The sequence below is a fragment of the Flagellimonas oceani genome (assembly GCF_011068285.1).
In the GTDB taxonomy this organism is placed as follows: domain Bacteria; phylum Bacteroidota; class Bacteroidia; order Flavobacteriales; family Flavobacteriaceae; genus Flagellimonas; species Flagellimonas oceani.
Genome location: NZ_CP049616.1, coordinates 4342984 through 4363281 on the forward strand (window position 1 = coordinate 4342984; position 20298 = coordinate 4363281).

Here is a 20298-nt window from a genome sequence, read left to right on the forward strand (position 1 = left end):
AATCTTAGTTAACCAGTGAACAGGCGCAACGTAAAACTCATGGCCTTCCGGTACAGTTTGAATTTGAGCAATACAATAAATCCGATGGATCCTAGCTGGATAACTGGGGCAAAAAATTCACTGCCCCAATCCGTGCCGAACAGACTGCCCCAAAAGTTGGTGTTGATCTCCGTATAGAGGTTGTTGACAAAGACATTGACCAAAAAGAAGGCAGGCACCAACATATAGACTCCTGCATAGAGCTTGAAGTACGTATAGGCCAGACCTCGAAACTTCTCGAATACGGCCAAGCTAATGACCAAGGGGAAAAAGGCCTGCATGATTCCCAATAGGAAATATCGTTCGGCCAAAAAGAGCGGATAGATGAATATATCCAACAACCACAGCATAACCGCTATGACAAAAGCTACCATTTTCAATCCGTACAAGGGAGTGACCAAGGCTTCATAGAGCATGGCCATCGCTTTTTTGGCGGCTTCCAGGGCACCCACATCCCGTTCCAGGTCCACATCCTGTAGCTGTAAGGGGAGGAGTGCCGGAGCCGTGTCCCGGTATTGGGATTCAATGGCGACCAAAATACCGTCAAAGACCTCTAATACCTGTGTGGAAAAAATGACCAGTAGCACAATCAAAAAGTTTTTGGCCAGTTCGGTAGGGGTGAGGCCCCAGGTATGACCATCGGTCGTGGCGATGCCCTCATTGTATTTTTTGAGGATGTTGATCAAAAAGAACAGCACAGCCAAGGCCTTCATCCCAACAATGGTGTATTGGGAAAAATCACTGTCCTTGATGGTCTGAAAGACCGCATCCACATATTCCAATCCTATGCCCAAGAAATATCCCATCATCATCAATACTTTTCTTCTCTATTATTGATGATATCCTGCATCCGCCGAAAGGAAATGATTTCCCGGTAGCGTCTGGTCTTGACCTCTAGCTCGGCCACCATTTCTTGGGACTGCACCTTCTTTTCCATCAAAATGGCGGTGCGCTCGGCATCGGACATCTTTAAAAAGTCATTGGACAGGATCTGGTTGACAAAATCCAGGTCGTCAATGGCGGTATCCATGATTTGTTCAAAAGAGCGGGATACCTGTTCCACTTCCCCTGCCTTGATATAGGGAGAGTTTAGGATATCCCGTAAATCTTGCTGTACGGTACGGAATAACCGCTCATTGTTCCTGGTCAGCTCTTGCAAGGCTTTTAGTTGTTTGATGGCGTTGTTGACCTTGACGATGTTCTCCTTTTGCTCTTTTAGAAACTGTACTGTCTTCAATAGCTCTGAGGTCTGTTTGGCCGACTCCACCAACGACTTGGCCATACTGATAAAGTTGGTATTGTCATACACCGGCATGCCTTGGCAGGCAGCGCCTGTTGGCAGTAATAGGGTGGTGGTTAGGGCTATTAACAAGGTCTGGCCTTTTTTCCTAAGGGCTTGTAGCTTTGTTGTCTTCATAGGGTTGCTTTTTTAAAGTGAATGAATGCCTTGATGGCTTTTTCCATATCATGGGTCTCCTCATAGCGGTCCATAATCTCGTTGCTTTCCGTGCCGTCGGTGAGATAGGCAGCGTACACTTCGGGTGGGACTTCCAAACGGAAAACGTTGCTTTCCTTCCCGATTTTGATAAAGATCTCGGTGTACTTCCGTTCCCCGCTCAGATTGTTCCGGATGGATTTGAGTTGGTTCAAATCATGGCTGGAGAGATTGAGCCGCTTTTGAAGCGCATCATAGCCCTTTTCATTCCGTAGGCTATAGATGACCTGGGTGTTCTCCAGTATGCTGGTCGAGGTGGAGTTCTGGGGCAATTGGTTGATGGATTGTAGGATGATGCCGATGGCCCCGTTCTGTTTTCGGATGGCCTGATAGTAGAATTCCACACTTTCCAGGACATTGGGGAACTTGAGTTGTTTGGCAAACTCATCGAACAGGATGATGCCCCGTTCGGAACGGTTCCGCCAGATGGTCCGTTGGATGGCCGACTTGATCAATTTCAACATCACTGAGAGGATTTCCTTGTTGTCCCTGACCTCGTCCAGTTCAAAGATGATCAAGCGTTTGTCCTCGATGGTGTAGGTTTGGTCGGCACCCGTATTGAACAGAAAACTGTAGGGCCCGTCTTCCACATATTCCGAGAGGATGTGCAGGAAATCGTAGGTGCTAAAGTGGGCTTCCTTGATCTGTAGATCTTGGATGAGCGTATCTTTTCGATCATCAACGAACTGGTAGAGGGAAGCCAGAGAGTAGTCTTGCCGGATGGTTTTATAATACAACAGCAGTACTTTTTTGATGGCCACTTCTTGGGATTTGGAAGCATGGTGTTGAGCGAGCAGTTCCAAGAGAAAAACAGCGAGGTCTTCCAAACGCTCTGGGGTCAAATCGGAATCCGCTGCCATATAAAATGGGTTGATGCCCAGATTTTTGCCTTGTTCATAGCGCAGGATGACATATTGGTCAGGGTACAGCTTGGCAAACTTGGCGTAAGACCCACCGAGATCGATAAGGACCAGCCGAACCCCTTGTTCAAAATACTGTCGTAAAATGTTGTTGGCCAAAAAGGATTTGCCTTCCCCTGTCGGGGCAAATATGGCAAAGTTCCGGGCCTTGATGCGATGCTTTCCTTCATCCCAGACGTCCTTCAATACCGGGATGTTGTATTGACGGTCATTGAAGATGATGCCTGTGGCGTCGGAGGTATAGTTGGTGTTGTTGATGTAGAGACACAGGGCATGTTTGAGATCGGTCACATATAGATCTTCATTGGAGAAGTTGGTGGCATGACAGGGATGGGAGTTCAGGAAATAATGCTTGCGTTCCTCCCCATTGGGGTGATATGGGACGATGTCCGACTCCTTGAAACCAGCCTTGATCTGGGATGCGATACGTTTCAGGTGCTCGGCCTCCGAATGCCAAAAGATGATATTGAGATGGCCCCGTATGATGCGCGACGCATCATCAGTGTTGATTTGGTCCAGAATATGTTGGACTTTTTTAAGCACAACTTTGTTCTGTGAACCGAAATTGGAACTCTTGCTCAATTCCTCCACTTTCTTATCCAGAAGTTTGCGCCATTTGTGTTTGTCGTCCAGATAAAGGATGTGGTTCACGATATGGTTCTCGTTCAGCTCCAATCCCAAACCATCGATAAAGCCTTGATGGAAGGTGAAATCATCAGAGGTGAATTTTTCATGGGTCTTGCTGCTTTGGACCGATCCGCCAAAACACCTTTCATTAGTCACGGCGATAACATCGAAGAAATGGTCACCGATTTCGATGTGTTTGTTGTCCAGTAGCACATCAGTATCGAAATCTTGGTTGAAGCCATTGTAGTAGTTGTTCGTATAGGTGATGATGTCATCAGACGCCATTGGGCTCAAGAAAACGTGTTGGCCATTGTTGATAAAGGAAACGGTATCATTGACCGCCGTGATGAACTCCGCAACTTGCACGTCCAGTTTTCGATGGAACCCCTTTTCGGCTTTCCGGAAGGGGTTGACATATTTGGCCGCGTTCAAGGTTTTATCCAAAGGCAGCACAAAGAATAGATAGCTATGGTGACTTAGGTATTCCCTCCCCTTAAAGTAATCATGTGTAACCTTTTCCAGGAAGGTATTGTTGGGCAATTGTTGGGCATCGTATCCCACTTTTTGGTAGCTATCCTGTTTGTGGATGACCGTAGCTGTGGGCAGGGATTTGAAGGCCTGAAACCACATGCTATGCAGTTCCTCAAAATCTTGCTCGGAAAGGGAATGGATTTCAGGAAGCGCTACCTTATAGCATAGGACCACATTACCATTGTTGGCAAAGACCACATGGTTTTGAATGTCCAAAATGGGATGATGGGAATTGAGGTTGATTCTATTCATAGGAAAGCGGGCTTAGTTTTTTGTTGCTGATAATTTTGGGGAAGACCTTTTGAAGGGAAAGTAACTGAGGATTTTTGACCCACTGTGCCAATGCCCCATAGAGCAGGACATTGAACAGCAGTAGGGCAACGATGACACCTAAACTGAATGAAAAGATGATGACTAGAAGAGAGCCAATAACGGACACCATTAAAAGGGCAAAGAGCGAAATGGGCAGGCCCATAATCATGGCCTGCTTGCGGATGTTTCGGTAGACTTCGTACTTTTTCATCTTACACTACGATTCCGATGAGATAGGTAAAGATGCCCACAACGGCCCCTGCAATCAGGACAAAGACTAAAACCCGGGTAATCCCTTTTTTAAGATCGGCGTTCTCGCCAAAGAAATGTCCTGCATTAAAAAGGAAACCTACCAAAAAGATAACCCCTAGGATGATGGGGAAAATGGCCCGTATGGTATCGGAAATATCATTGACAGAATCCTCGATGCCCCCGATCTGGGCCAAAATGGAACTGGAAACAAATAAGAAAAGAATGGTGATGAAGAAAGATTTTCGCATATCGTAAACGCTTTGGGATTAGACGATTTTTGATACTTGAAAAGTACTGCGAATATTTATTCAAATATTTGATAAACAGTTATTTGTGAATAAAATATTATTTGATTTTAGATATGTTTTATTGATGTGAATTGGCATCAAAATTTATGGGAAATTATAGGCGGTGTGTTGAATAGTTTTAAAGGACAATTATAGTTAAATCTCAAAAACATCAGTTTTTTGATTTTGACATTAAAAAACTATGGAGCTGTCGCACTATTGTATTAGGCCAGGACAATTAAAAATTTGAGGATTGAAATACTTGGCTTGCAATCCAAAATTATTCTAGAAACACTAAAACAAACATTCTTAGCAACTAAGGGACAAAAAAACAGGTTCAGTTTATTCTTTACTCCATTTCATGTTTAGTGCCCACTTTGTATGAATGCCAATATCATAAAGCTGTTTCATTTGTCTGTTATCATGACCTAGGCATCGAATTAATTCTGCATCAGCCCATTTATGGTATTTTTTATCGCCTTTCTCTTGTAGTTTCTTTAACTCCTGCCTCTGTTCTGGTGTAGGGATAATATCCAGTATGTCGTATTGTAGAATTTCGTAACAATCCCATCCAGGAGTTCTTTTTATTGGAGTCCGTATCCTTCCCTTAAAATTGTAATTTATGTATGGGAATTTTTCCTTGTCCAAAAGTTTCGCTTTGCCCTCAATTAATTCCTCATAAAACTCTCTCCAATGGCTAATTTCACGATCCTCCCCCTTGTTAAACCAATCTAGGAATTTGATCGCTTTGCTTGCCGGAATGAACAATGCGAAGTCATCTTTCATCAGGTCTTTATTCGGCAATTTGGGATCATCAATGGCTTTAAACTCTTTTTGAAGAAATGACCGGGTACCTTCCAAAATCTTATATTTTCCCCCAACCAATTGATAGTGTGGAAAATTACTATTTTTCACCAATAGGTATTTGTCATCCACCTTGATTCGATAAAGATATGCCATAGAGAATCTTATTCTTTGTTTTCTGAGAGCAAGCCATTTGCAGTAAACCATAAGTCCCAACCTATTCCGGTTAATTACAATAGATTCAACCAACAAAGCCAAAAGTGTAAGCAGACCAATAACACCAGCACCAACAAATTCGGGTTGCAAATCTGAACCTGACAAAAAGAAATAGCCATATATCAATAGGCCTAATGCAATTATTGCCTGAAGTATTTTTCTAATCATTTTATTTCTGGGCTTGGCTTTATGGATTGTATGGTCTTTTTCAAAATAGAAAACGATATAGGATTGTCTGGAAAAGAGTTGGCTATTGCCTCAGGTAAAACCTTTAAACGAATATCTGAAAAAGAATAACCAAGTCCAGATTCTTCCCAAGATACCGACATTGATGCCAGTTCTTCCAGCTGTTCCTTGGTAAAATCCAAGCCTTCAAGGCTTTGAGAGTAAAGTTCTTTGCACTCATCAAAAGAAGGTCTTTCAAACTCCAAAACAACTGCTGCCCTCCTAAGAATTGCTTCATCAATAAAATGTAACCTATTGGTCGACATAAAAATTATCGCCCTACCATTTAAATCCCGAATTTCATCAATTTTTTGGATTAAAGTATTGACAGCTGCTTTTTCTTCTTGGTGCATTTGATTTGTAGAACGTGTAGTTGCGATGGCATCTGCCTCATCAATCAGTAGAAACGCAAAACGTCTTTTACCCGCTTGCTGCTTTAATTGTGCAAAGGCGTCATTCACAAGTTTTCCCATTTCACCGTGAAGTCCTTCCCCGCGTACCCGAGTACTTAGTTTTAGGAAAAAGCCTTCTTTTTTAAGTTCCCTTGTCATCCTATCGGCAATTGCCGTAGCAGAAACGGTTTTGCCTGTTCCCGCATCCCCAGCCAATATTATCAAGGGGTACTTCTCCTTTAATTGCCTTATTATAGGTAGTTCAACCTTATGATATTTTTTACTCCACTCAGTAAGACTTTCTTGGTCCAAAAGAAGTTTGAGGTTATTGTAAATACGATTGAACTTGTTTTCAAAACCAACTAAATACTCTGATTGCAAATGAATCTCTTTGCTTGGAAGCTCAATTGTGTTATCAAATATTGAAGCCATTATTTAAAATTGGTTTTTTGAAGTTCATAGTTATTACTGCCATAGAGTTGAGCTCTGTCCGAACTTAAATGTGAAAATGAAATATCCTCAGTGGTGCTTGTCCAAGTAAATTCGAAATCCCTACTAAATTCGTTCTTCTGCTGTGTGGATAAAGAATGCCAGGCAGATGTGTAGCTAAGAATTACTGAAAGGTAGGTGTCATCATCGGATGGCCACTCATAGTTTCTGCCTGCTCTATCCCCTTCTGAGGTAGAGCCATTTTCATTTACAGTGAACTTAGCGGCTCGAATTTGATATCCCGTATTTTTTCTTTTTAGGATTACCGTCACACATGCTAGGTACTTGCTCTCGGCAAGTTTCAATATGTCATTTCTCAATCTATCTACATAGGCGGAATCCCATTTGCCAGTTCTTCTGGCTATCATTCTCAAATCTGCAATGCAGTTCTCAAATGTCTTTCTAATATCTGTCACCGTGTAGGTGCTAGTGTTTGTTTGTGTGCTATACATAATTAATTTATACTAAAAGTTGGACCAAAGACGCGCTTCCATTCATCAACAGTGGTGCCCTTGTTATTTCTTGATTGAGCTAAATTCAATGAATCGAATGCATCCTCCGCTTCCTCAACTATTTCCTTCCATTTTGAATCATCAATTTTCTTTGCCGCATTGTTCTCATTGTTCGTATCATCAGCTATATATATGGGCGTTGTGTAATAAGGTATAGTATTTATCGAATGAGCAAATTCAATTTCCGGGAAACTTGATTCGCTCAAAAATTGAAAAAACCTAATAATCGCCTCTTCGATATCGGTTTCAATGCCCTTGGTAATATCGAGATAGGCCACTATCAATTCAATACAGAATGATGAAATACCAGGCTCATCATCATATGGCTTTAGCTCTTTATAGTTTTTCCACCATTTTAGAGCCCTGACTATTGAGGTGTAAGATGGATTGTTTTTCCTTAGATCAACAGAAAAACTTAAATGGTTTTCTACACTTGTAATATACTTTCCACCGCCTCCCCGTTGTGGTTGCCAGACATAATTTTCAGGATTTTCTATGGGTACTACGGGCACAATATCCACTTCTAGACCTGAACCCGAAAACCGAATTTTAATTGACTTGGTGTTCCCTTCGGCATCAACATCTTGGGTGATGTCTTTTTGAGGATATATTTCTTGTAAGTATTCAACAATAAAATCATGGAGCTTCTTTAGGTCGTTATGAATGTTTTCATCACCTGAAACAAAGAGGACCAAGTCTATATCAATAGGATTGTCTCCAGTAGGTCTTAGAATTGTATGCTTTTTCCAAGAACCTGCTAACAGATATTTTGTTACTTTCAGGCCATTGCTTTCATCATTTTCAATTTTTTCTTCCAGCTTCTTTTTTAAATTGTTTATCTGGTCACGATACTTGGGCATATTGTCCTTGTGTAATCTAATTTTATCAATAAAAGGACGTAGGCTATTGTTATCTAATTTCATCTTCCTTTGAGTGTTTTCTTAACATATTCTTTTCAATTTCTGCGCCAATCCGCTTTTTGATATGGTTATGACAAATTGACTTGTTAGCCACTTTACTTATGGCAGCCATTAATAAGCTGCCATAAGTAAACTTCTAATTAGAATTTTCTAACCTTGAAGCTATGCCACTAATCACAATAAGGACTGCTAGTCCAAAAACAATAGTTTTAGCTAGATCGCCCTTGACATTTACACAATTACCTTTATGGCAAATGCTCAATCGCCTTTTTGATACTTCAATCGAATTCATACTATAATTTTAAATTAAACTTTCTCCATTCAGAGCTGTGGAGTTCCGCTCATGACTTTCCTTTGCTGTCCCTCCTATTGCTTCTTAAATGTTCTTTTACGGTTATTGTCTTTCCACCAACTTTCCTTTTGTGTTCAGGTATTCTATTAAACTTTTTGCCTGATGAATCTTTCGCCATAATTTTTATTTTAATAAGATTATTACTACTTTACAAATCTCCCCCGTGGTAATGAAACCAGTCAATTAATTCCTTTGACATTATCATATGATTAAAGTGTGACAAAAAAATAATCGTCACACTATTTACATATAGCATTGAAGTTATTTATGGATATAGAAACCCACCTGCTTATTATTGCGGATAAAGAGTCATCTCCCAAGGAAGCCAATGAATCGATAACAAAACTGTATGAGGAATTCAGAGGGTTTGTCTATAATCTAGCATTTAAGCATATTGGGTTTATTTTGCAAAAAGAAGAACTTGCTTTAAATGTAATGACGGAAGTTTTCCTGAAAATATGGAACTCCCCTCTCGATTGGGAATTTAATTCCAATAAACATGGTACTCAGGAAGATGGATATAAAGCTTATCTTGCAACAATTGCGCACTACAAGCTTTTGGAGGAACTCAGAAAAAACAAGCCTGTAAGAGAAAATGAAACAACCATTATTGACGATGCGGAAAGTGAATGGAAGTGGGCATTATTGGATGAGGATTTTGACACTCTGGATAAAGAATTAATTAAAAGACATAATTTGATTGACTCATGTCTGGCTGAATTACCAGAGCGCAAAAGTGACATCGTAAGAATGTATTTTTTCCTATATGAGGATGACAGAAGGATGACCTCTGAAAAAATCCGACTAATGGAAGAAACTTTTGAAACTACCTGGCAGAATATCAGGCAAATTATCTCCAGAACTAAAAAAACCATAGAAGATCTCGTTAAGAAAAAACTATAATTGGAAAAAAATGTCATCCGATAAAAAAGACATAAGAAAGCTTTTACGTAAATACGGATATGCTATACCAAAGGAAGTCGATGAAATCAAATCATTTGAAGAAAAGTTTGGTAATGAATTTGTATCCCCTGTTAAATGGCCAAAAATAGAAGATATCATTAATGGCGATGAGACCTCGATAAATCCAAAGATTTTACCTATTCAGTCTTCGGGGGAAAACAAAGCTGCCAGAAACTTAGCTATGGCTGCAAGAGATGGTAAAAAAATATCCAAAAAAGATAGGGAGGAAATGGATAAGGATAAACGGAATGCAAGAAAAAAGTGAATTCCTTTCTGAAAGAGATGTAATCGACATAAATGCACTAGCAAGTAGTATTGCAGATTATTACTTCCCGCATGGCCAAATCGACCCAATTGTCATAGCTGATAAGAACAATATCACTTCTAGCTTCGGAAATTACTCTGATTCCTTCGATGGGCTACTTGAGTGTGAGGACAACGATTTTCATATTTTCATAAACCTTGACAGACTTCAACAAGCCTATTCAGAAAGAGCTCGCTTCACATTTGGACACGAATTGGGGCACTATTTTATTGACGACCATAGAAACTCTTTATTAAAGGGTTTGTCTCCAAGCCATTGTTCTTTTACAGGTTTTAAAAGCAAAAACAGGGCCGAAAGACAAGCTGACTACTTTGCCTCCTGCTTGCTTATGCCCGAAACAAGTTTTAGAAAATACTGTTTCCAAAAAAAATTCCAATACCGAATAATCCAAGAATTGGCGAAAAAATATGGCACCAGTATTTCTGCGACCGCCCTGAGATTTTGTTCAATTGGAAATCACCCTATTATGGTTGTCTATGCTTATGACAAGAAAATAAAGTGGTATTGGTCATCAAGTGATTTTAGATTTCGCTGGTTGAAGTATGGCAAAGACAAATTACCCGAAGATACCGTTGCAGGAGAATATTTCGAACTCAATAGAAAAATAACTACGACGGAGCCCGTATTTGCCATGGATTGGTTCAACATTAAATATTCCCATCAAGCGGAATTACCTTTTAAGGAGCATTGCTTAGCACGAGATAAACATACTTTAAGTTTAATATGGGAGGAGTAAAATTCTACACCCTCTTATCCCTACTTCCTTTATCAAACCCCACCAAATTGAAAAGCTCCCGCATCCTAGATCTCACTCGGGTGCCGTAACGTTCCTCAAGCTCTTGGGCATTGAGGTTGGTAGTGGCATAGGTCTTGCGTTTTTCATTGATGAAGAGTTCGTGTCGGGAAAGCAGGATTTCGCCCATGACGTTGCAGTCTTGCCCAAAGTGTCTGCCAGTTGGTTCTACTCCGAGATCATCAAAACAAAAGAATTGGGAATTGCCATAATCTTCGATAATCTTAAAGCCAATGTGATTAAAACCAAATACAATGTTCCGACAGGGAATAACTTCATAGGGCCGCTGGTGTGGAACAATGTGTTTCAACAATTTCATAAGACTTGTCTTTCCGCAACCCACCGGCCCTGAGAGGAGAAGACCTTTGTTGACATCAATTCCCATTTGACCACATCGGGTCTTGTCCCGAATAAAGTAGAGACAGAGCTTATACAGAATCTCTCTATCCTCACGGTAGATTTTAAATTTTTTCCCGAACAGAAGTTTTCCCTTGGCGTCGAGATAGATGAGGATTTTTTCAAAATCGTACTGGATTTCTCGACCCTTGAGAGCACCTATGGGATAGTGGGTGGTTCCTTCGGTGATGATATGTGGAGCATGGTACTTCACAGGGGTTCGTTGTAATTTTTGTGTTTCTTGGTTTTTAGGTTGTCCTGATATGGGACAGTGGTCTTCTGTTTGTTTCTGTTTCCTGGAGCATAAACATCCAATTTTTTGAAATTTCGTGGTTTGTTATTGTTTTTTTGGTTTTCTAAGGTTTGTATAGGTTTGTTTGTAGGTACCACTGCTTGTCCATTGCTTGTCCCGATATAGGTATGGCTTGGGTCCACCACTTGTCCAGCACTTGTCCCAAAATCGAACATCTTGATGCGACTCCCCTTAAAAGGATTGTGGGACGGGGTATAGACTATATAGCTCCAATGGTCAAGTTCCTTGATACATCGATGATAAGTAGATTTTGATCCGATTTTGGCAATCTGCATGACTTCATCCCTGTTGATAAAGAATTCCGATTTAAAGTAGTTGGTGTTCCAAAATTGAAACAAGGCCACATAGAGGCTGATATGGGTGGGATTCAGCCGGCTGTCCTTGGAGAATTGTTCAAATACCCCATTGAGATGCTTGATGTAATTGACGTCTTCCAAAGCTAGATACGGTTATGGATCTTGTTCTGCTCCAATACCCCCATGATTTCATGGTACTCGTAATAGAGGACTCCACCGATCTTGGTATAAGGTAATGTGCCGTTAATACGAAGGTTTTGTAATGTGCCGGGTGAAATTCCCAATAATTCCCGAACCTCATTGGATTTGAGCCATTTTTTGTTGGTTGATTTGTTTTGGTTTTCCAATAGATCCTTGATATCCTCCAGTAGTTCAACTTTGAATTCCATAAGGTCTTCTGTGGTAATAATGGTTGCTCCCATAGTTTTTGAGTTTTTAAAAAGAAGGACCACCGCATTACTCTCATTTCATTTGATGGCCCTTCCACTGATTTGACTTTCATCACAAAACTGAAAAATGATTTTGGAAAAACTTCCCAAGGTGGGTCCCACCTTGGGAAAGATTTTTACAACATAAAATTTGGTCAGGTATAGAGGGATTTGATAGGTGGCAACCAATTCTATTGTCTGATATGGTACAAAAAAGGGATTGAAATTGGCTCAAAACCAAAAATCCCAAGTTGGGTACCAACTTGGGAAAAAATACATGGTCATTCATCCAATGATTCCATACGCTGGTGGAGCAGTTCTATGAGCTTGTCCAAGAATCGAGTTCTACTGGTCTTTCTTGACCTGATTTCGATAAAGGTATGGTAGTAATTGCCCAAGTCGATATTGTAAAAGTGTTCAAAATGGGAGGCCATTTCCTTGATGTCGACCGTGCCGCCATTAATGGATTCACTGGCATGAAGGGCATAGAGCAGTTCGATGAGATCGGTCTTGCTGCCGGTCCAGAATAATTTTGAGGGTTTTTCCATGGGTGTGTTCTTTTGGGGTTCAAGAGTGTTGTTCAAATCATCTACTTCCTTTCTCAGGTATACAATCAGCATATCATAGGCCATAATGGTGGCCACGGTCCCGTCCTGACATGTGGAAAATTGGTTGTCAATCAAGAAATGGAAGGATTCCAAGGGGAGTCGTAGGTCTCGGTTTCCACGGACAAAATATTGTTCATCCAAGGACATGGCACCGCGACGGTAATAATTATAGAATTCCAAATTGTCATTGAAGAAGGCCTGTAACTTGTCAATTTGGTGCTGGAGGTATTTGATTTGGGCGGCATTGTTGCCACGGGGACGTTTGCTCTCGATACTAAAGAGCCTGGCGTAGTAGATGAGCTTGCTGAATATCTGGGGCTTGACATGTTTGAAAAAGTAAATCTCATCGGCTTGTGTGGCAAAGGTTTTTCCAGTAATCTGTTTTTGTAGCTTTCGGATACACTTTTCCACAATCGCAATGCCCTTTTCGGCCTTGAACAGCACATCCCCATTCCCGCTTTCCAAGGTATCCAATTGACCTTCAAATTCCGATAGCAGCTTTTGGTATTTCATGATAACCGACCATTAGTGCTGCCCTTCCATGACCCCGATCATTTCCAAAATGAAATTGTCATTGGTCTGGAGATAGGCATATTTTTCATGGACCGTTGCTCCCAGTTTTCTTTTTTCAAACGAAGCTGTCATCCCAAAATCGATTTTGGGGAGCTTGAGTGCAATGGCCCGTTCAATGGTTTTATACAGCAATTGCCGATAGGTGGCATACGTTTCCAAATGGTCATAGTCCATGCCGACAAAAGCAGGGATATAGACGGCCGTTTGATTGGTATAGCAGAACATTGCACCGAGTATCTGATTGGGTTTTCCTTTAGGGGTAAGCACGATAAATTCCCAAAGGTGATTTTCGTTCATCTTGTCGAACAGCTTGTCGGGAAATGAAAAGGTGTTGAGCCCTAGGTTCCGTTTTTGGACTTCTTCAAATAAACGTTTGAATTCCTTTACTTCATGTGGATTGGCCTTGGATAGTATTTTTGATTCTGTCAGTTCAAGGAAGGGTTGGATGTCCTTACGGAAATGCCTTCGGTTTCGGGAGGATAGTTGTTCAACGTACTCGTTGATAGAAACAACCCCTTTCAAATCGACGGCACAGGAGTTGGGCATTTGTACTCGCAAGAAGCCATGCCCGTAGATGGTTTCGTTCCAAGCTGTTTTTGGCCCAAAGTCCCGCAGCACGGTCATCTTTGCTTCCAGCTGACGCTCCATTTTTTCTAGGAGTTCCAATAGGGTTTCCCTTGCGGCATCCCTCTGTTTATGAATGGTGTCCCAGTAGAGATGGTCACCTTCGGTAAACAAACAACCCAAGGACAGCACCATAGAGGTCAAATGGTAAGGCTTTGTTGTTCGCTCCTGTTCAATAGTTACTGAAACTTCGGCTTGGGCAAGCATGTCATCTTTCCAAAGCGAGAGGGTCACAAATGTCATCAGTATGGGAACGCCCTTGGAATCCTTGATGATTACATATCGGAATAACCAGTTGTGTTCCTTTTTGGAGTTTCCTTGGAATGCCTCTTCCAAAAATCGCAGTCCCTCCCAATCATAGACGCCTTGCCCTCCCATAAATCGGTTCCACTGGTTTCTATCGACTTGGCGGATGGTATCCCAAATTTCGATGTTTAGATTATTGGACTGCTGCGGTTCATTTTTGACCTTGGGCTCCAGCTTAAAGGCATGGAACACCCTTTCTGGATTCGTTTGCGTGTCCTGTAGGGCCAAGGGAAAATGATATTCCAAGGCTTCTACCAATGCTTTAATTTCGGCCTTTTCATTATGTCTGGATATGGTGATGCGAACCCCAGTATTCTTGACAGGCACCGCAGGGAATATGCCCAGATTGACAAAAAAACCTTCTCTCATCAATCGGTTGACAAAGTTGTAACCCGTTTTGGGCATCCCTGTACCAATGTAAAAAACTGGGGACTCGTTCTGGTCGATCAAAGGCAGTTCGGTCGCAGACAGGCATGCATTGAAATAAGCAATGCGTTCCCGCAACTCGCGTTGTAATTCATAGATCTCAGGGGAAAGATGGATTTGCGCAGAGGCTATGGCGGCAGCCACAGAGGCTGGTTCCAATTGGGCCGAAAAGGTCAAAGGACCACCAAAGGTCTTTATCTTATCGTACATTTCAGGGTTGGAACATGCCAAGACCGCGCCACTGGCCCCGAAGGTTTTACTTAAGGTGCCGAAAAGAAGTACGTTTTCTGGTAGTTCCTTGAGCTGATCGAGTACATAGCCCGTTCCATTTTTTCCCACCCAGCTCATACCGTGCACATCGTCAAAATAAAAGTGGAGCTGTGGATACTTCTTGGACAATTCCATCAACTCCTTTACTGGGGCGTAGTCCCCATACATGGAGTAGATGCCATCGGCCATATACCAGATGTGCCGTTTGGAATGTTGGTACTTCTTTATTTTGTCCTCCAACATTTGCAGATTATTGTGACGTATCATTTCGATGGGAACGCTACGTGTCTTGAGCATCTTGGCTGCATTCTGCACGCTCCAATGTACCTGATGGTCCAAGATGATCACATCATCATCCTCCACGGCACTAGGGATGACCCCTAAGTGGCCCAGAGTGCTGTTCTTGGTAATGACTATGGGATGCCTGTACATTTCATGGATGTGCGCTTCCAAATCTTTATAAAGGGGATTGGAGATATAGGACTTCGACAGGGGAAATTGGGTGCCATATTTTTCTATGGCATCCATGGCAGCGGTTTTTAACCTCGTATCCTGCTCCAGTCCCAAGTACCCCGTGGTCCCGAAATGATACAGTTCCCTGCCTTCAACTTCAATGGTTCTACCAGAAAAGGATTTTCCCCCGGCATACAGATGTAATACTCCGGCCTGTTTGGCATCGGTGAACACCTCGTGAACGGTGTTCAAAAAATTGTGGTGTTTGATCTTGGCCATATCGTTTGGTTTAAAATGTCCTAAAAAGTAATGGCAATTGTCAGATTAACGATAATTGAATAATGATATAATCCTTTTGAGATAACAGATACTCCTTTTTAGATAACTCTATAGCCTGCTTGGAATGAGGTATGACCGTTTCAATTTATCCAATTCCAATATTTTTGTAAATTCCAGTTGCTAACCAGTTTTCTAGAAATGAAAAGGACACATGAAAACAACTATGCGATTTATCTCCTGACCGATGAGCTAATGCACGTCATTTATAAAAAGGTGCCCCTCATTGACCTGAAGGCGGCAGAGTTGATCGTACAGGATCGGATGCACCTGCAGGAAGGTAGGGAAATGCCGGTACTCTGTGATATTCGGGATGTGAGGACCATCAATAAGGCGGCGCGGGATTATTTGGCACTGGAGGGTTCACTATGGATCAAGGCCCTGGCCTTTTTGATCGACCCGCCCGTAACGGACGATCTCAGTATTTTTTATATGAACACCCATCCTACTAAGATTCCGACGGCATCTTTTGTTAGCAAATCAGAAGCCCTGGCTTTTTTGGCAAAACACACCTCCAAAAACTAGAAACAAGGGGATATGGAAAATAACGATGACTTTAGGGTAAAACGAATCAAGAAAATGCTCTTGGAAATGGCGAAGGGCAATTTCTTTTACACCATTGAACCTTCCGATAAGAATGACAATATTGCCTCTTTGGTGGTGATGCTCAATATGGTCAGTGAAGAAATTCGAGCGGCCTTTATCCATCAAGGTTTTGCCAATGCCCATACTACCCCACAATGTATCATTCAACTGTCCCTTATCTTGGATGACCACGGTCAAATTGAATTGGTCACCAATGGCACCTGCTCCCTATTGTCCTATCTGCCCAAGGACCTTATCGGAAAGCCTATCACTGAATTTATGACTGAAAAGTCCCGGGAAAGATGGGCCAAAAAGTTGTCCAAACACCTTAAAAGAGAACGGTCTGAAACGGTGTTGTTTTTGGAATTTATGACCAATGAAGGTCTTATATTGGCCAAGGATTGTCAGTTATCGGTCTACCAAGCATTGGATGGGAGCGGTCAAAAAATCCTATTGAATACGGTTTTCTTTTCCAAAGGAGAACCTTTTGAAACGGGACTTCCCAAAAAGACACTCAAAGTGACCAAGGGAACCAAGGAACACAAGGTCACCTTGACCCCAAAGGACATCCAGATCATCCGTGGTGTACATGACGCCATCATCAACAATCTGGACAAGGATCTTCCTTCATTAAAGGAGTTGGCACATCAGGAGGGTACCAATGAGTACAAGTTGAAATATGGGTTCAAACAAGTGTATGGTACGACCATATTTCGGTTTTTGATTCAGGAGCGACTTAGAATGGCAAGGACCCTTATCCTTCATAGCACCCATACCATCAAGCAGATTGTTCAAATGACAGGCTTTAAGAGCAAGACCCATTTTTCAAGGGCATTCAAGGATAAATATGGGCGTTCCCCAAGCGAATTACGGTCATAACTGCTTCATAAACATCGATTTAATCCGTTTCGGATAACAATTGCTCCCTTAGGGATAAACGAGACCTCCGAACTTTGTCATATCCAATTAAACGATATGTCGAATCAAGGAATCCACTCCAAGCTTGTTACCCTCTTCAGTCTTTTGCTGACCCTTCTTTTTGTGTATACAGCGGTAAGCAAACTGATCGAGCTGGACACCTTTCAATGGCGCATGGAACGGATGCCCTATATTGCCCCCTATGCCTCCTTGATATCATGGGCAGTACCCTTTCTGGAATTGATCATTGCTGGCCTATTGTGGTTGCCCAGATACCAAATCATGGCACTCTATGCCAGCTTTGTCCTCTTGGGATGCTTTACCCTCTATATCGTTTTGGTCTTAAAATTCAGTGATACCGTCCCCTGTTCCTGTGGCGGGGTTATTTCAGCATTGGGATGGAGGGACCATGTCCTATTGAATGTATCATTTATGGTCTTTGCTTTATTAGGGATCCTTTGGTCCAAGAAACACGATAATATCGAAACCTATTAAAATACTGTGCAGTGAAAGGGGAAGCCGAAAACCTAGAATAGAGTAGGCATTCACTTATAATACTTAACATTATGAAAGGTAAATTTTTCAAATTGTTGTTACCGGCCTTCGCCATCCTCATGGCGGTCGGCCTGGCCTTTGCCAACGAGAATGAGCGCGTGACACAAGAGGCTCATTATTTTCTTCCAGGACAGGGTTGGCAGACTGTCATGATTGAAGATGACTGTGGCCCAACAGGGCAATTACCCTGTGAATTCAATGGGAATCAATTGTATTCAGAACCAGATTTCGCAAGTATTCCCCTGCGCAAACCTTGATTGGTTTTAAATGCCATTAACCCAAAGGTGCCCGAATTCGGGCACCTTTTTTGACTAACTCAAACATCTCCCATGCAGAAGTATTAGTATACTTTGCTAAGGGAAAACTCTTCTGCTCAAGGTAGGATAGTGTTGATTTTTTGAAGGCATAAAAGCCAATGTCCATTCACTTCTGTTCTCCGTCCCTTGTTCACATTCTTTTCCAATTTGGTCTTTAGTTCCAACAACCGCTCCGCCAATAGTCCTTTTGCATAATCGGTATAGTCGGTCAGCTGAGCATCGGAATTATAGACCGAAATTTCAATGTCCAGGATGGCCCCCAATCTTTCGATATAGGCCTTTTGGAGTTCCTGTATTCGTGGAGAGATATCCTTTTCGTTGTCCAGATTTTGGAATAGACCCTCCTGTACTCTTACCAGAAACTGTTCCAATAGCTTATTGTCCATCAGTCCTTCCATATATTCCAATCGTTTGAACCTTGGAGCCAGCAATAATTCGGTCATTAACTTAATTTGGTATTCCGAGACCTTATCAGGAAAGGTGGTATACTTCACCTTTACCATAAAATCAGGATCGGTCAACCACTTTGGTGGGTGGAATGCGTTTTGAACCAAAAAGTCAATGGCTTCTTCCTGCTTGCTCCATGCAATGGGGTCGAACATATTTCCAGGCTGGTCCAAGGCTTGATATTGCAAGTCATAGCCACCGATGACCGATGCAACATGCTTCATGTGATCGTACCATAGATTGACGGATTTGTTGTACAGACGGAACAATCTTGCGTTGCCTGTTTCATTCGAGGTGGCACTGGGTATCATGGCGATGGCGCGCTCTACATTCCGCAGGGCCATGGAGGTACTGCGCACGGGGTCGTTGGTCTCGACCACTTCATCGGTCTTAGCTGGGCCGATGTCCTCAAATCTTGTTTCATTGAACCGGTACCACGGAAAGGAATCCTGTAAACGAATCATGGTCTCCAACAGTTGGGATTCTTCTTCCTTAGTGGTACCAGATGGGAACTCCTGATAACCCCATCTTATGGAATAGAGATCTGTGGGACCGACCTTGGGAATCAATAAGTTCGGAGGGATGTTATCCTTGGGTTGCGGGATATTGTTGTGCCTGGTATAGTTCATGACACTTGGGGTATGTCCCATAGTGGTCAACCAGTTCGGATCGGTTACTTGATCCACACCATAACTGTACTCTCCAAAATTTCCATCTTTAAGACCTAGGGCGTGTCCGGTCTCATGGGCCGTCAATCCTTGGAATAATCGTCCGGTCAAGTCATCAGGGAAGGGAAAGCTGCGCGCTCTTTTATCCAAGGGAGCTGCCCGGATAAAATACCTTTCCTCCAGGGTCTCTCGGGAAGCGTTCAAAAAAATGTCTGCCTTTAAGATTTCACCTGTTCGGTCATCGATGACACATCCAATGGTTCCCCCATATTCATTTTGCTCATAATCCCTAAAATAGCGTTTCTGCCCCCAATAAACTATATTGGTATTGATACTGAATTTATCCCATTCGCTTAAACTATCGGTTTCTATAACCCGTATAGCATCTTTGAAGCCTGCAGCCTCTAAGGCAGGCAACCATTCCTCGATGCCCGCTTTAACATAGGGGCGCCATTTTTTAGGAATTTCAGGGGACAACAGAAAGGTAATGGGTTTGAAAGGAACGCTGCTGCTGTTGTCTTTATATTTTTTTATCAGCCGCCACCTTCTAATATTGGCCCTGCTGTTATGGGTCCCATCGGGATGGATGCCATGTCGGATTCCATAAAGGTCCTCGCTATAATAACCCATTCGATAATCATGAGTTCTTGATTTCATGGGTTCAGGCAAAGTTGAAAAGCTAAAATACATGGGAAACGATACCTTTTCTTTTTTAGAGACCATTCCTCGTCGAATTTTGATGATGACCTCGTTGTCACGGTCTTTGCTGTCCTCTACAAATGAAATATTAGGAATGGAGGGGCCAAAGGATACGCCAAGATATTGGGGCCATTCGACAATCTTGTTCAAGATCAAATCGGTGACATCGATGCGGTATCCCCTGGATTCATCTTGTTGTTGTTCCATGGGGAAAATGGCTAGTACATTGTCCATCAAAGCCCTGTCCGTTACCACGGGCAAAATAACCCCAGAAGTGGATGGAACACTAAGGGCCTTTAATATGATGTTATCCCTATGTCGGGCCCACGCTATTTGCATATAGCTATTGGTCATTCCTTTAAAGCAGTTGAACAACATGGGTTGGTCCAATAATTTTTGGGGAATGTTGAGGAACAATTGGTCCCTTATGATTTCCGTGGTCAAAAAAACTGGGCTGTGATCACTATCTAGGACGGTTTTGAATTCCCCATTAAACGGTGAGGCTTTCAACTGCCCAAAGAGGAGGAATAAAAGAATAAAGGGTAATTTGATATGTTTCATCTTACGTTATGTTTTACTATTGAATTGACCCTATTACAGGACCTTGTTATTGGACAAGGTCCTGT

General features: G+C 42.1%; 23 protein-coding genes. 7 read left to right on the forward strand and 16 right to left on the reverse strand.

Going from position 1 to position 20298, the window contains the following annotated elements; genetic code table 11:
- Positions 1-8: 8 nt before the first annotated feature.
- The 10 genes from GVT53_RS19695 to GVT53_RS21175 form a co-directional block, all read right to left on the reverse strand.
- Entirely contained in the window at positions 9-848 is an 840-nt protein-coding gene (locus GVT53_RS19695) for a hypothetical protein (RefSeq protein ID WP_166250553.1), read from the reverse strand.
- A gap of 2 nt (positions 849-850) precedes the next feature.
- Positions 851-1456, reverse strand: coding sequence for a conjugal transfer protein (locus tag GVT53_RS19700; RefSeq protein WP_205791799.1), 606 nt, complete (start codon positions 1454-1456; stop codon positions 851-853).
- Complete coding sequence (locus tag GVT53_RS19705; protein ID WP_166250179.1) at positions 1453-3864, reverse strand: TraG family conjugative transposon ATPase; 2412 nt, start codon at positions 3862-3864, stop codon at positions 1453-1455. The genes GVT53_RS19700 and GVT53_RS19705 overlap by 4 nt, the downstream gene beginning before the upstream one ends.
- Positions 3857-4135: a hypothetical protein gene (locus tag GVT53_RS19710; RefSeq protein ID WP_166250180.1), complete on the reverse strand. Its 279-nt coding sequence runs from the start codon at positions 4133-4135 to the stop codon at positions 3857-3859. The genes GVT53_RS19705 and GVT53_RS19710 overlap by 8 nt, the downstream gene beginning before the upstream one ends.
- Before the next feature lies 1 nt (position 4136).
- Positions 4137-4424 carry a hypothetical protein gene (locus tag GVT53_RS19715; protein ID WP_166250181.1) on the reverse strand — a complete coding sequence of 96 codons (288 nt, stop codon included), beginning with the start codon at positions 4422-4424 and terminating at the stop codon, positions 4137-4139.
- 381 nt (positions 4425-4805) lie between these two features.
- Complete coding sequence (locus GVT53_RS19720) at positions 4806-5651, reverse strand: SMODS-associated NUDIX domain-containing protein (protein ID WP_166250182.1); 846 nt, start codon at positions 5649-5651, stop codon at positions 4806-4808.
- Positions 5648-6532, reverse strand: coding sequence for an ATP-binding protein (locus tag GVT53_RS19725; protein WP_166250183.1), 885 nt, complete (start codon positions 6530-6532; stop codon positions 5648-5650). Before GVT53_RS19725 ends, GVT53_RS19720 begins: the two co-directional genes overlap by 4 nt.
- The gene (locus GVT53_RS19730; protein ID WP_240905092.1) at positions 6532-7005 is read right to left on the reverse strand and encodes an HORMA-1 domain-containing protein; all 474 of its coding nucleotides are present in this window, start codon (positions 7003-7005) and stop codon (positions 6532-6534) included. Before GVT53_RS19730 ends, GVT53_RS19725 begins: the two co-directional genes overlap by 1 nt.
- A gap of 38 nt (positions 7006-7043) precedes the next feature.
- A complete protein-coding gene (locus tag GVT53_RS19735) occupies positions 7044-8024 on the reverse strand; it encodes a CBASS oligonucleotide cyclase (RefSeq protein WP_166250185.1) in 981 nt (326 codons plus the stop codon).
- Positions 8025-8362: 338 nt separating this feature from the next.
- Complete coding sequence (locus GVT53_RS21175; protein WP_276617098.1) at positions 8363-8491, reverse strand: hypothetical protein; 129 nt, start codon at positions 8489-8491, stop codon at positions 8363-8365.
- Positions 8492-8640: 149 nt separating this feature from the next.
- Here GVT53_RS21175 and GVT53_RS19740 point away from each other — a divergent pair, with 149 nt between their 5' ends.
- The 3 genes from GVT53_RS19740 to GVT53_RS19750 are packed head-to-tail and all read left to right on the forward strand — an operon-like array spanning position 8641 to position 10397.
- Positions 8641-9276, forward strand: coding sequence for an RNA polymerase sigma factor (locus GVT53_RS19740; protein WP_166250186.1), 636 nt, complete (start codon positions 8641-8643; stop codon positions 9274-9276).
- 10 nt (positions 9277-9286) lie between these two features.
- On the forward strand, positions 9287-9601 hold the full coding sequence (locus GVT53_RS19745) for a hypothetical protein (protein WP_166250187.1): 315 nt from the start codon (positions 9287-9289) through the stop codon (positions 9599-9601).
- Positions 9585-10397: an ImmA/IrrE family metallo-endopeptidase gene (locus tag GVT53_RS19750; protein WP_166250188.1), complete on the forward strand. Its 813-nt coding sequence runs from the start codon at positions 9585-9587 to the stop codon at positions 10395-10397. The genes GVT53_RS19745 and GVT53_RS19750 overlap by 17 nt, the downstream gene beginning before the upstream one ends.
- Before the next feature lie 4 nt (positions 10398-10401).
- Here the strand turns inward: GVT53_RS19750 and GVT53_RS19755 are convergent, their stop codons facing one another.
- The 5 genes from GVT53_RS19755 to GVT53_RS19775 form a co-directional block, all read right to left on the reverse strand.
- On the reverse strand, positions 10402-11064 hold the full coding sequence (locus GVT53_RS19755) for a P-loop NTPase family protein (protein ID WP_166250189.1): 663 nt from the start codon (positions 11062-11064) through the stop codon (positions 10402-10404).
- Positions 11061-11600, reverse strand: coding sequence for a hypothetical protein (locus tag GVT53_RS19760; protein WP_166250190.1), 540 nt, complete (start codon positions 11598-11600; stop codon positions 11061-11063). Before GVT53_RS19760 ends, GVT53_RS19755 begins: the two co-directional genes overlap by 4 nt.
- 2 nt (positions 11601-11602) lie before the next feature.
- Complete coding sequence (locus GVT53_RS19765; RefSeq protein ID WP_166250191.1) at positions 11603-11881, reverse strand: helix-turn-helix domain-containing protein; 279 nt, start codon at positions 11879-11881, stop codon at positions 11603-11605.
- Positions 11882-12168: 287 nt separating this feature from the next.
- Entirely contained in the window at positions 12169-13008 is an 840-nt protein-coding gene (locus tag GVT53_RS19770; RefSeq protein WP_127142150.1) for an RteC domain-containing protein, read from the reverse strand.
- Positions 13009-13020: 12 nt separating this feature from the next.
- Positions 13021-15426, reverse strand: a complete 2406-nt coding sequence (locus GVT53_RS19775) for an aminotransferase class I/II-fold pyridoxal phosphate-dependent enzyme (RefSeq protein ID WP_166250192.1) — start codon at positions 15424-15426, stop codon at positions 13021-13023.
- 198 nt (positions 15427-15624) lie between these two features.
- Here GVT53_RS19775 and GVT53_RS19780 point away from each other — a divergent pair, with 198 nt between their 5' ends.
- From GVT53_RS19780 to GVT53_RS19795, 4 genes are all read left to right on the forward strand, one after another.
- Positions 15625-16008, forward strand: coding sequence for a DUF7793 family protein (locus GVT53_RS19780; protein ID WP_166250193.1), 384 nt, complete (start codon positions 15625-15627; stop codon positions 16006-16008).
- Positions 16009-16020: 12 nt separating this feature from the next.
- Complete coding sequence (locus GVT53_RS19785; protein ID WP_166250194.1) at positions 16021-16947, forward strand: helix-turn-helix domain-containing protein; 927 nt, start codon at positions 16021-16023, stop codon at positions 16945-16947.
- Between the two features lie 96 nt (positions 16948-17043).
- Positions 17044-17481, forward strand: a complete 438-nt coding sequence (locus tag GVT53_RS19790) for a MauE/DoxX family redox-associated membrane protein (RefSeq protein ID WP_166250195.1) — start codon at positions 17044-17046, stop codon at positions 17479-17481.
- Between the two features lie 71 nt (positions 17482-17552).
- On the forward strand, positions 17553-17798 hold the full coding sequence (locus tag GVT53_RS19795; protein WP_166250196.1) for a DUF6520 family protein: 246 nt from the start codon (positions 17553-17555) through the stop codon (positions 17796-17798).
- Between the two features lie 116 nt (positions 17799-17914).
- Here GVT53_RS19795 and GVT53_RS19800 read toward each other — a convergent pair whose 3' ends face one another.
- Positions 17915-20233 (reverse strand): zinc-dependent metalloprotease, encoded by a 2319-nt coding sequence (locus tag GVT53_RS19800; protein WP_166250197.1) that lies wholly within the window; start codon positions 20231-20233, stop codon positions 17915-17917.
- Positions 20234-20298: the final 65 nt, after the last annotated feature.

Bases quoted from the DNA above. Each gene is read 5' to 3' on its own strand.
- GVT53_RS19780 (WP_166250193.1), top strand. From the start codon at position 15,625: ATGAAAAGGACACATGAAAACAACTATGCGATTTATCTCCTGACCGAT.
- GVT53_RS19710 (WP_166250180.1), bottom strand. From the start codon at position 4,135: ATGAAAAAGTACGAAGTCTACCGAAACATCCGCAAGCAGGCCATGATT.
- GVT53_RS19765 (WP_166250191.1), bottom strand. From the start codon at position 11,881: ATGGGAGCAACCATTATTACCACAGAAGACCTTATGGAATTCAAAGTT.
- GVT53_RS19800 (WP_166250197.1), bottom strand. From the start codon at position 20,233: ATGAAACATATCAAATTACCCTTTATTCTTTTATTCCTCCTCTTTGGG.
- GVT53_RS19700 (WP_205791799.1), bottom strand. From the start codon at position 1,456: ATGAAGACAACAAAGCTACAAGCCCTTAGGAAAAAAGGCCAGACCTTG.
- GVT53_RS19725 (WP_166250183.1), bottom strand. From the start codon at position 6,532: ATGGCTTCAATATTTGATAACACAATTGAGCTTCCAAGCAAAGAGATT.
- GVT53_RS19770 (WP_127142150.1), bottom strand. From the start codon at position 13,008: ATGAAATACCAAAAGCTGCTATCGGAATTTGAAGGTCAATTGGATACC.
- GVT53_RS19775 (WP_166250192.1), bottom strand. From the start codon at position 15,426: ATGGCCAAGATCAAACACCACAATTTTTTGAACACCGTTCACGAGGTG.
- GVT53_RS19750 (WP_166250188.1), top strand. From the start codon at position 9,585: ATGCAAGAAAAAAGTGAATTCCTTTCTGAAAGAGATGTAATCGACATA.
- GVT53_RS19795 (WP_166250196.1), top strand. From the start codon at position 17,553: ATGAAAGGTAAATTTTTCAAATTGTTGTTACCGGCCTTCGCCATCCTC.
- GVT53_RS19745 (WP_166250187.1), top strand. From the start codon at position 9,287: ATGTCATCCGATAAAAAAGACATAAGAAAGCTTTTACGTAAATACGGA.
- GVT53_RS19705 (WP_166250179.1), bottom strand. From the start codon at position 3,864: ATGAATAGAATCAACCTCAATTCCCATCATCCCATTTTGGACATTCAA.
- GVT53_RS19695 (WP_166250553.1), bottom strand. From the start codon at position 848: ATGATGGGATATTTCTTGGGCATAGGATTGGAATATGTGGATGCGGTC.
- GVT53_RS19785 (WP_166250194.1), top strand. From the start codon at position 16,021: ATGGAAAATAACGATGACTTTAGGGTAAAACGAATCAAGAAAATGCTC.
- GVT53_RS19735 (WP_166250185.1), bottom strand. From the start codon at position 8,024: ATGAAATTAGATAACAATAGCCTACGTCCTTTTATTGATAAAATTAGA.
- GVT53_RS19715 (WP_166250181.1), bottom strand. From the start codon at position 4,424: ATGCGAAAATCTTTCTTCATCACCATTCTTTTCTTATTTGTTTCCAGT.
- GVT53_RS21175 (WP_276617098.1), bottom strand. From the start codon at position 8,491: ATGGCGAAAGATTCATCAGGCAAAAAGTTTAATAGAATACCTGAACAC.
- GVT53_RS19740 (WP_166250186.1), top strand. From the start codon at position 8,641: ATGGATATAGAAACCCACCTGCTTATTATTGCGGATAAAGAGTCATCT.
- GVT53_RS19790 (WP_166250195.1), top strand. From the start codon at position 17,044: ATGTCGAATCAAGGAATCCACTCCAAGCTTGTTACCCTCTTCAGTCTT.
- GVT53_RS19720 (WP_166250182.1), bottom strand. From the start codon at position 5,651: ATGATTAGAAAAATACTTCAGGCAATAATTGCATTAGGCCTATTGATA.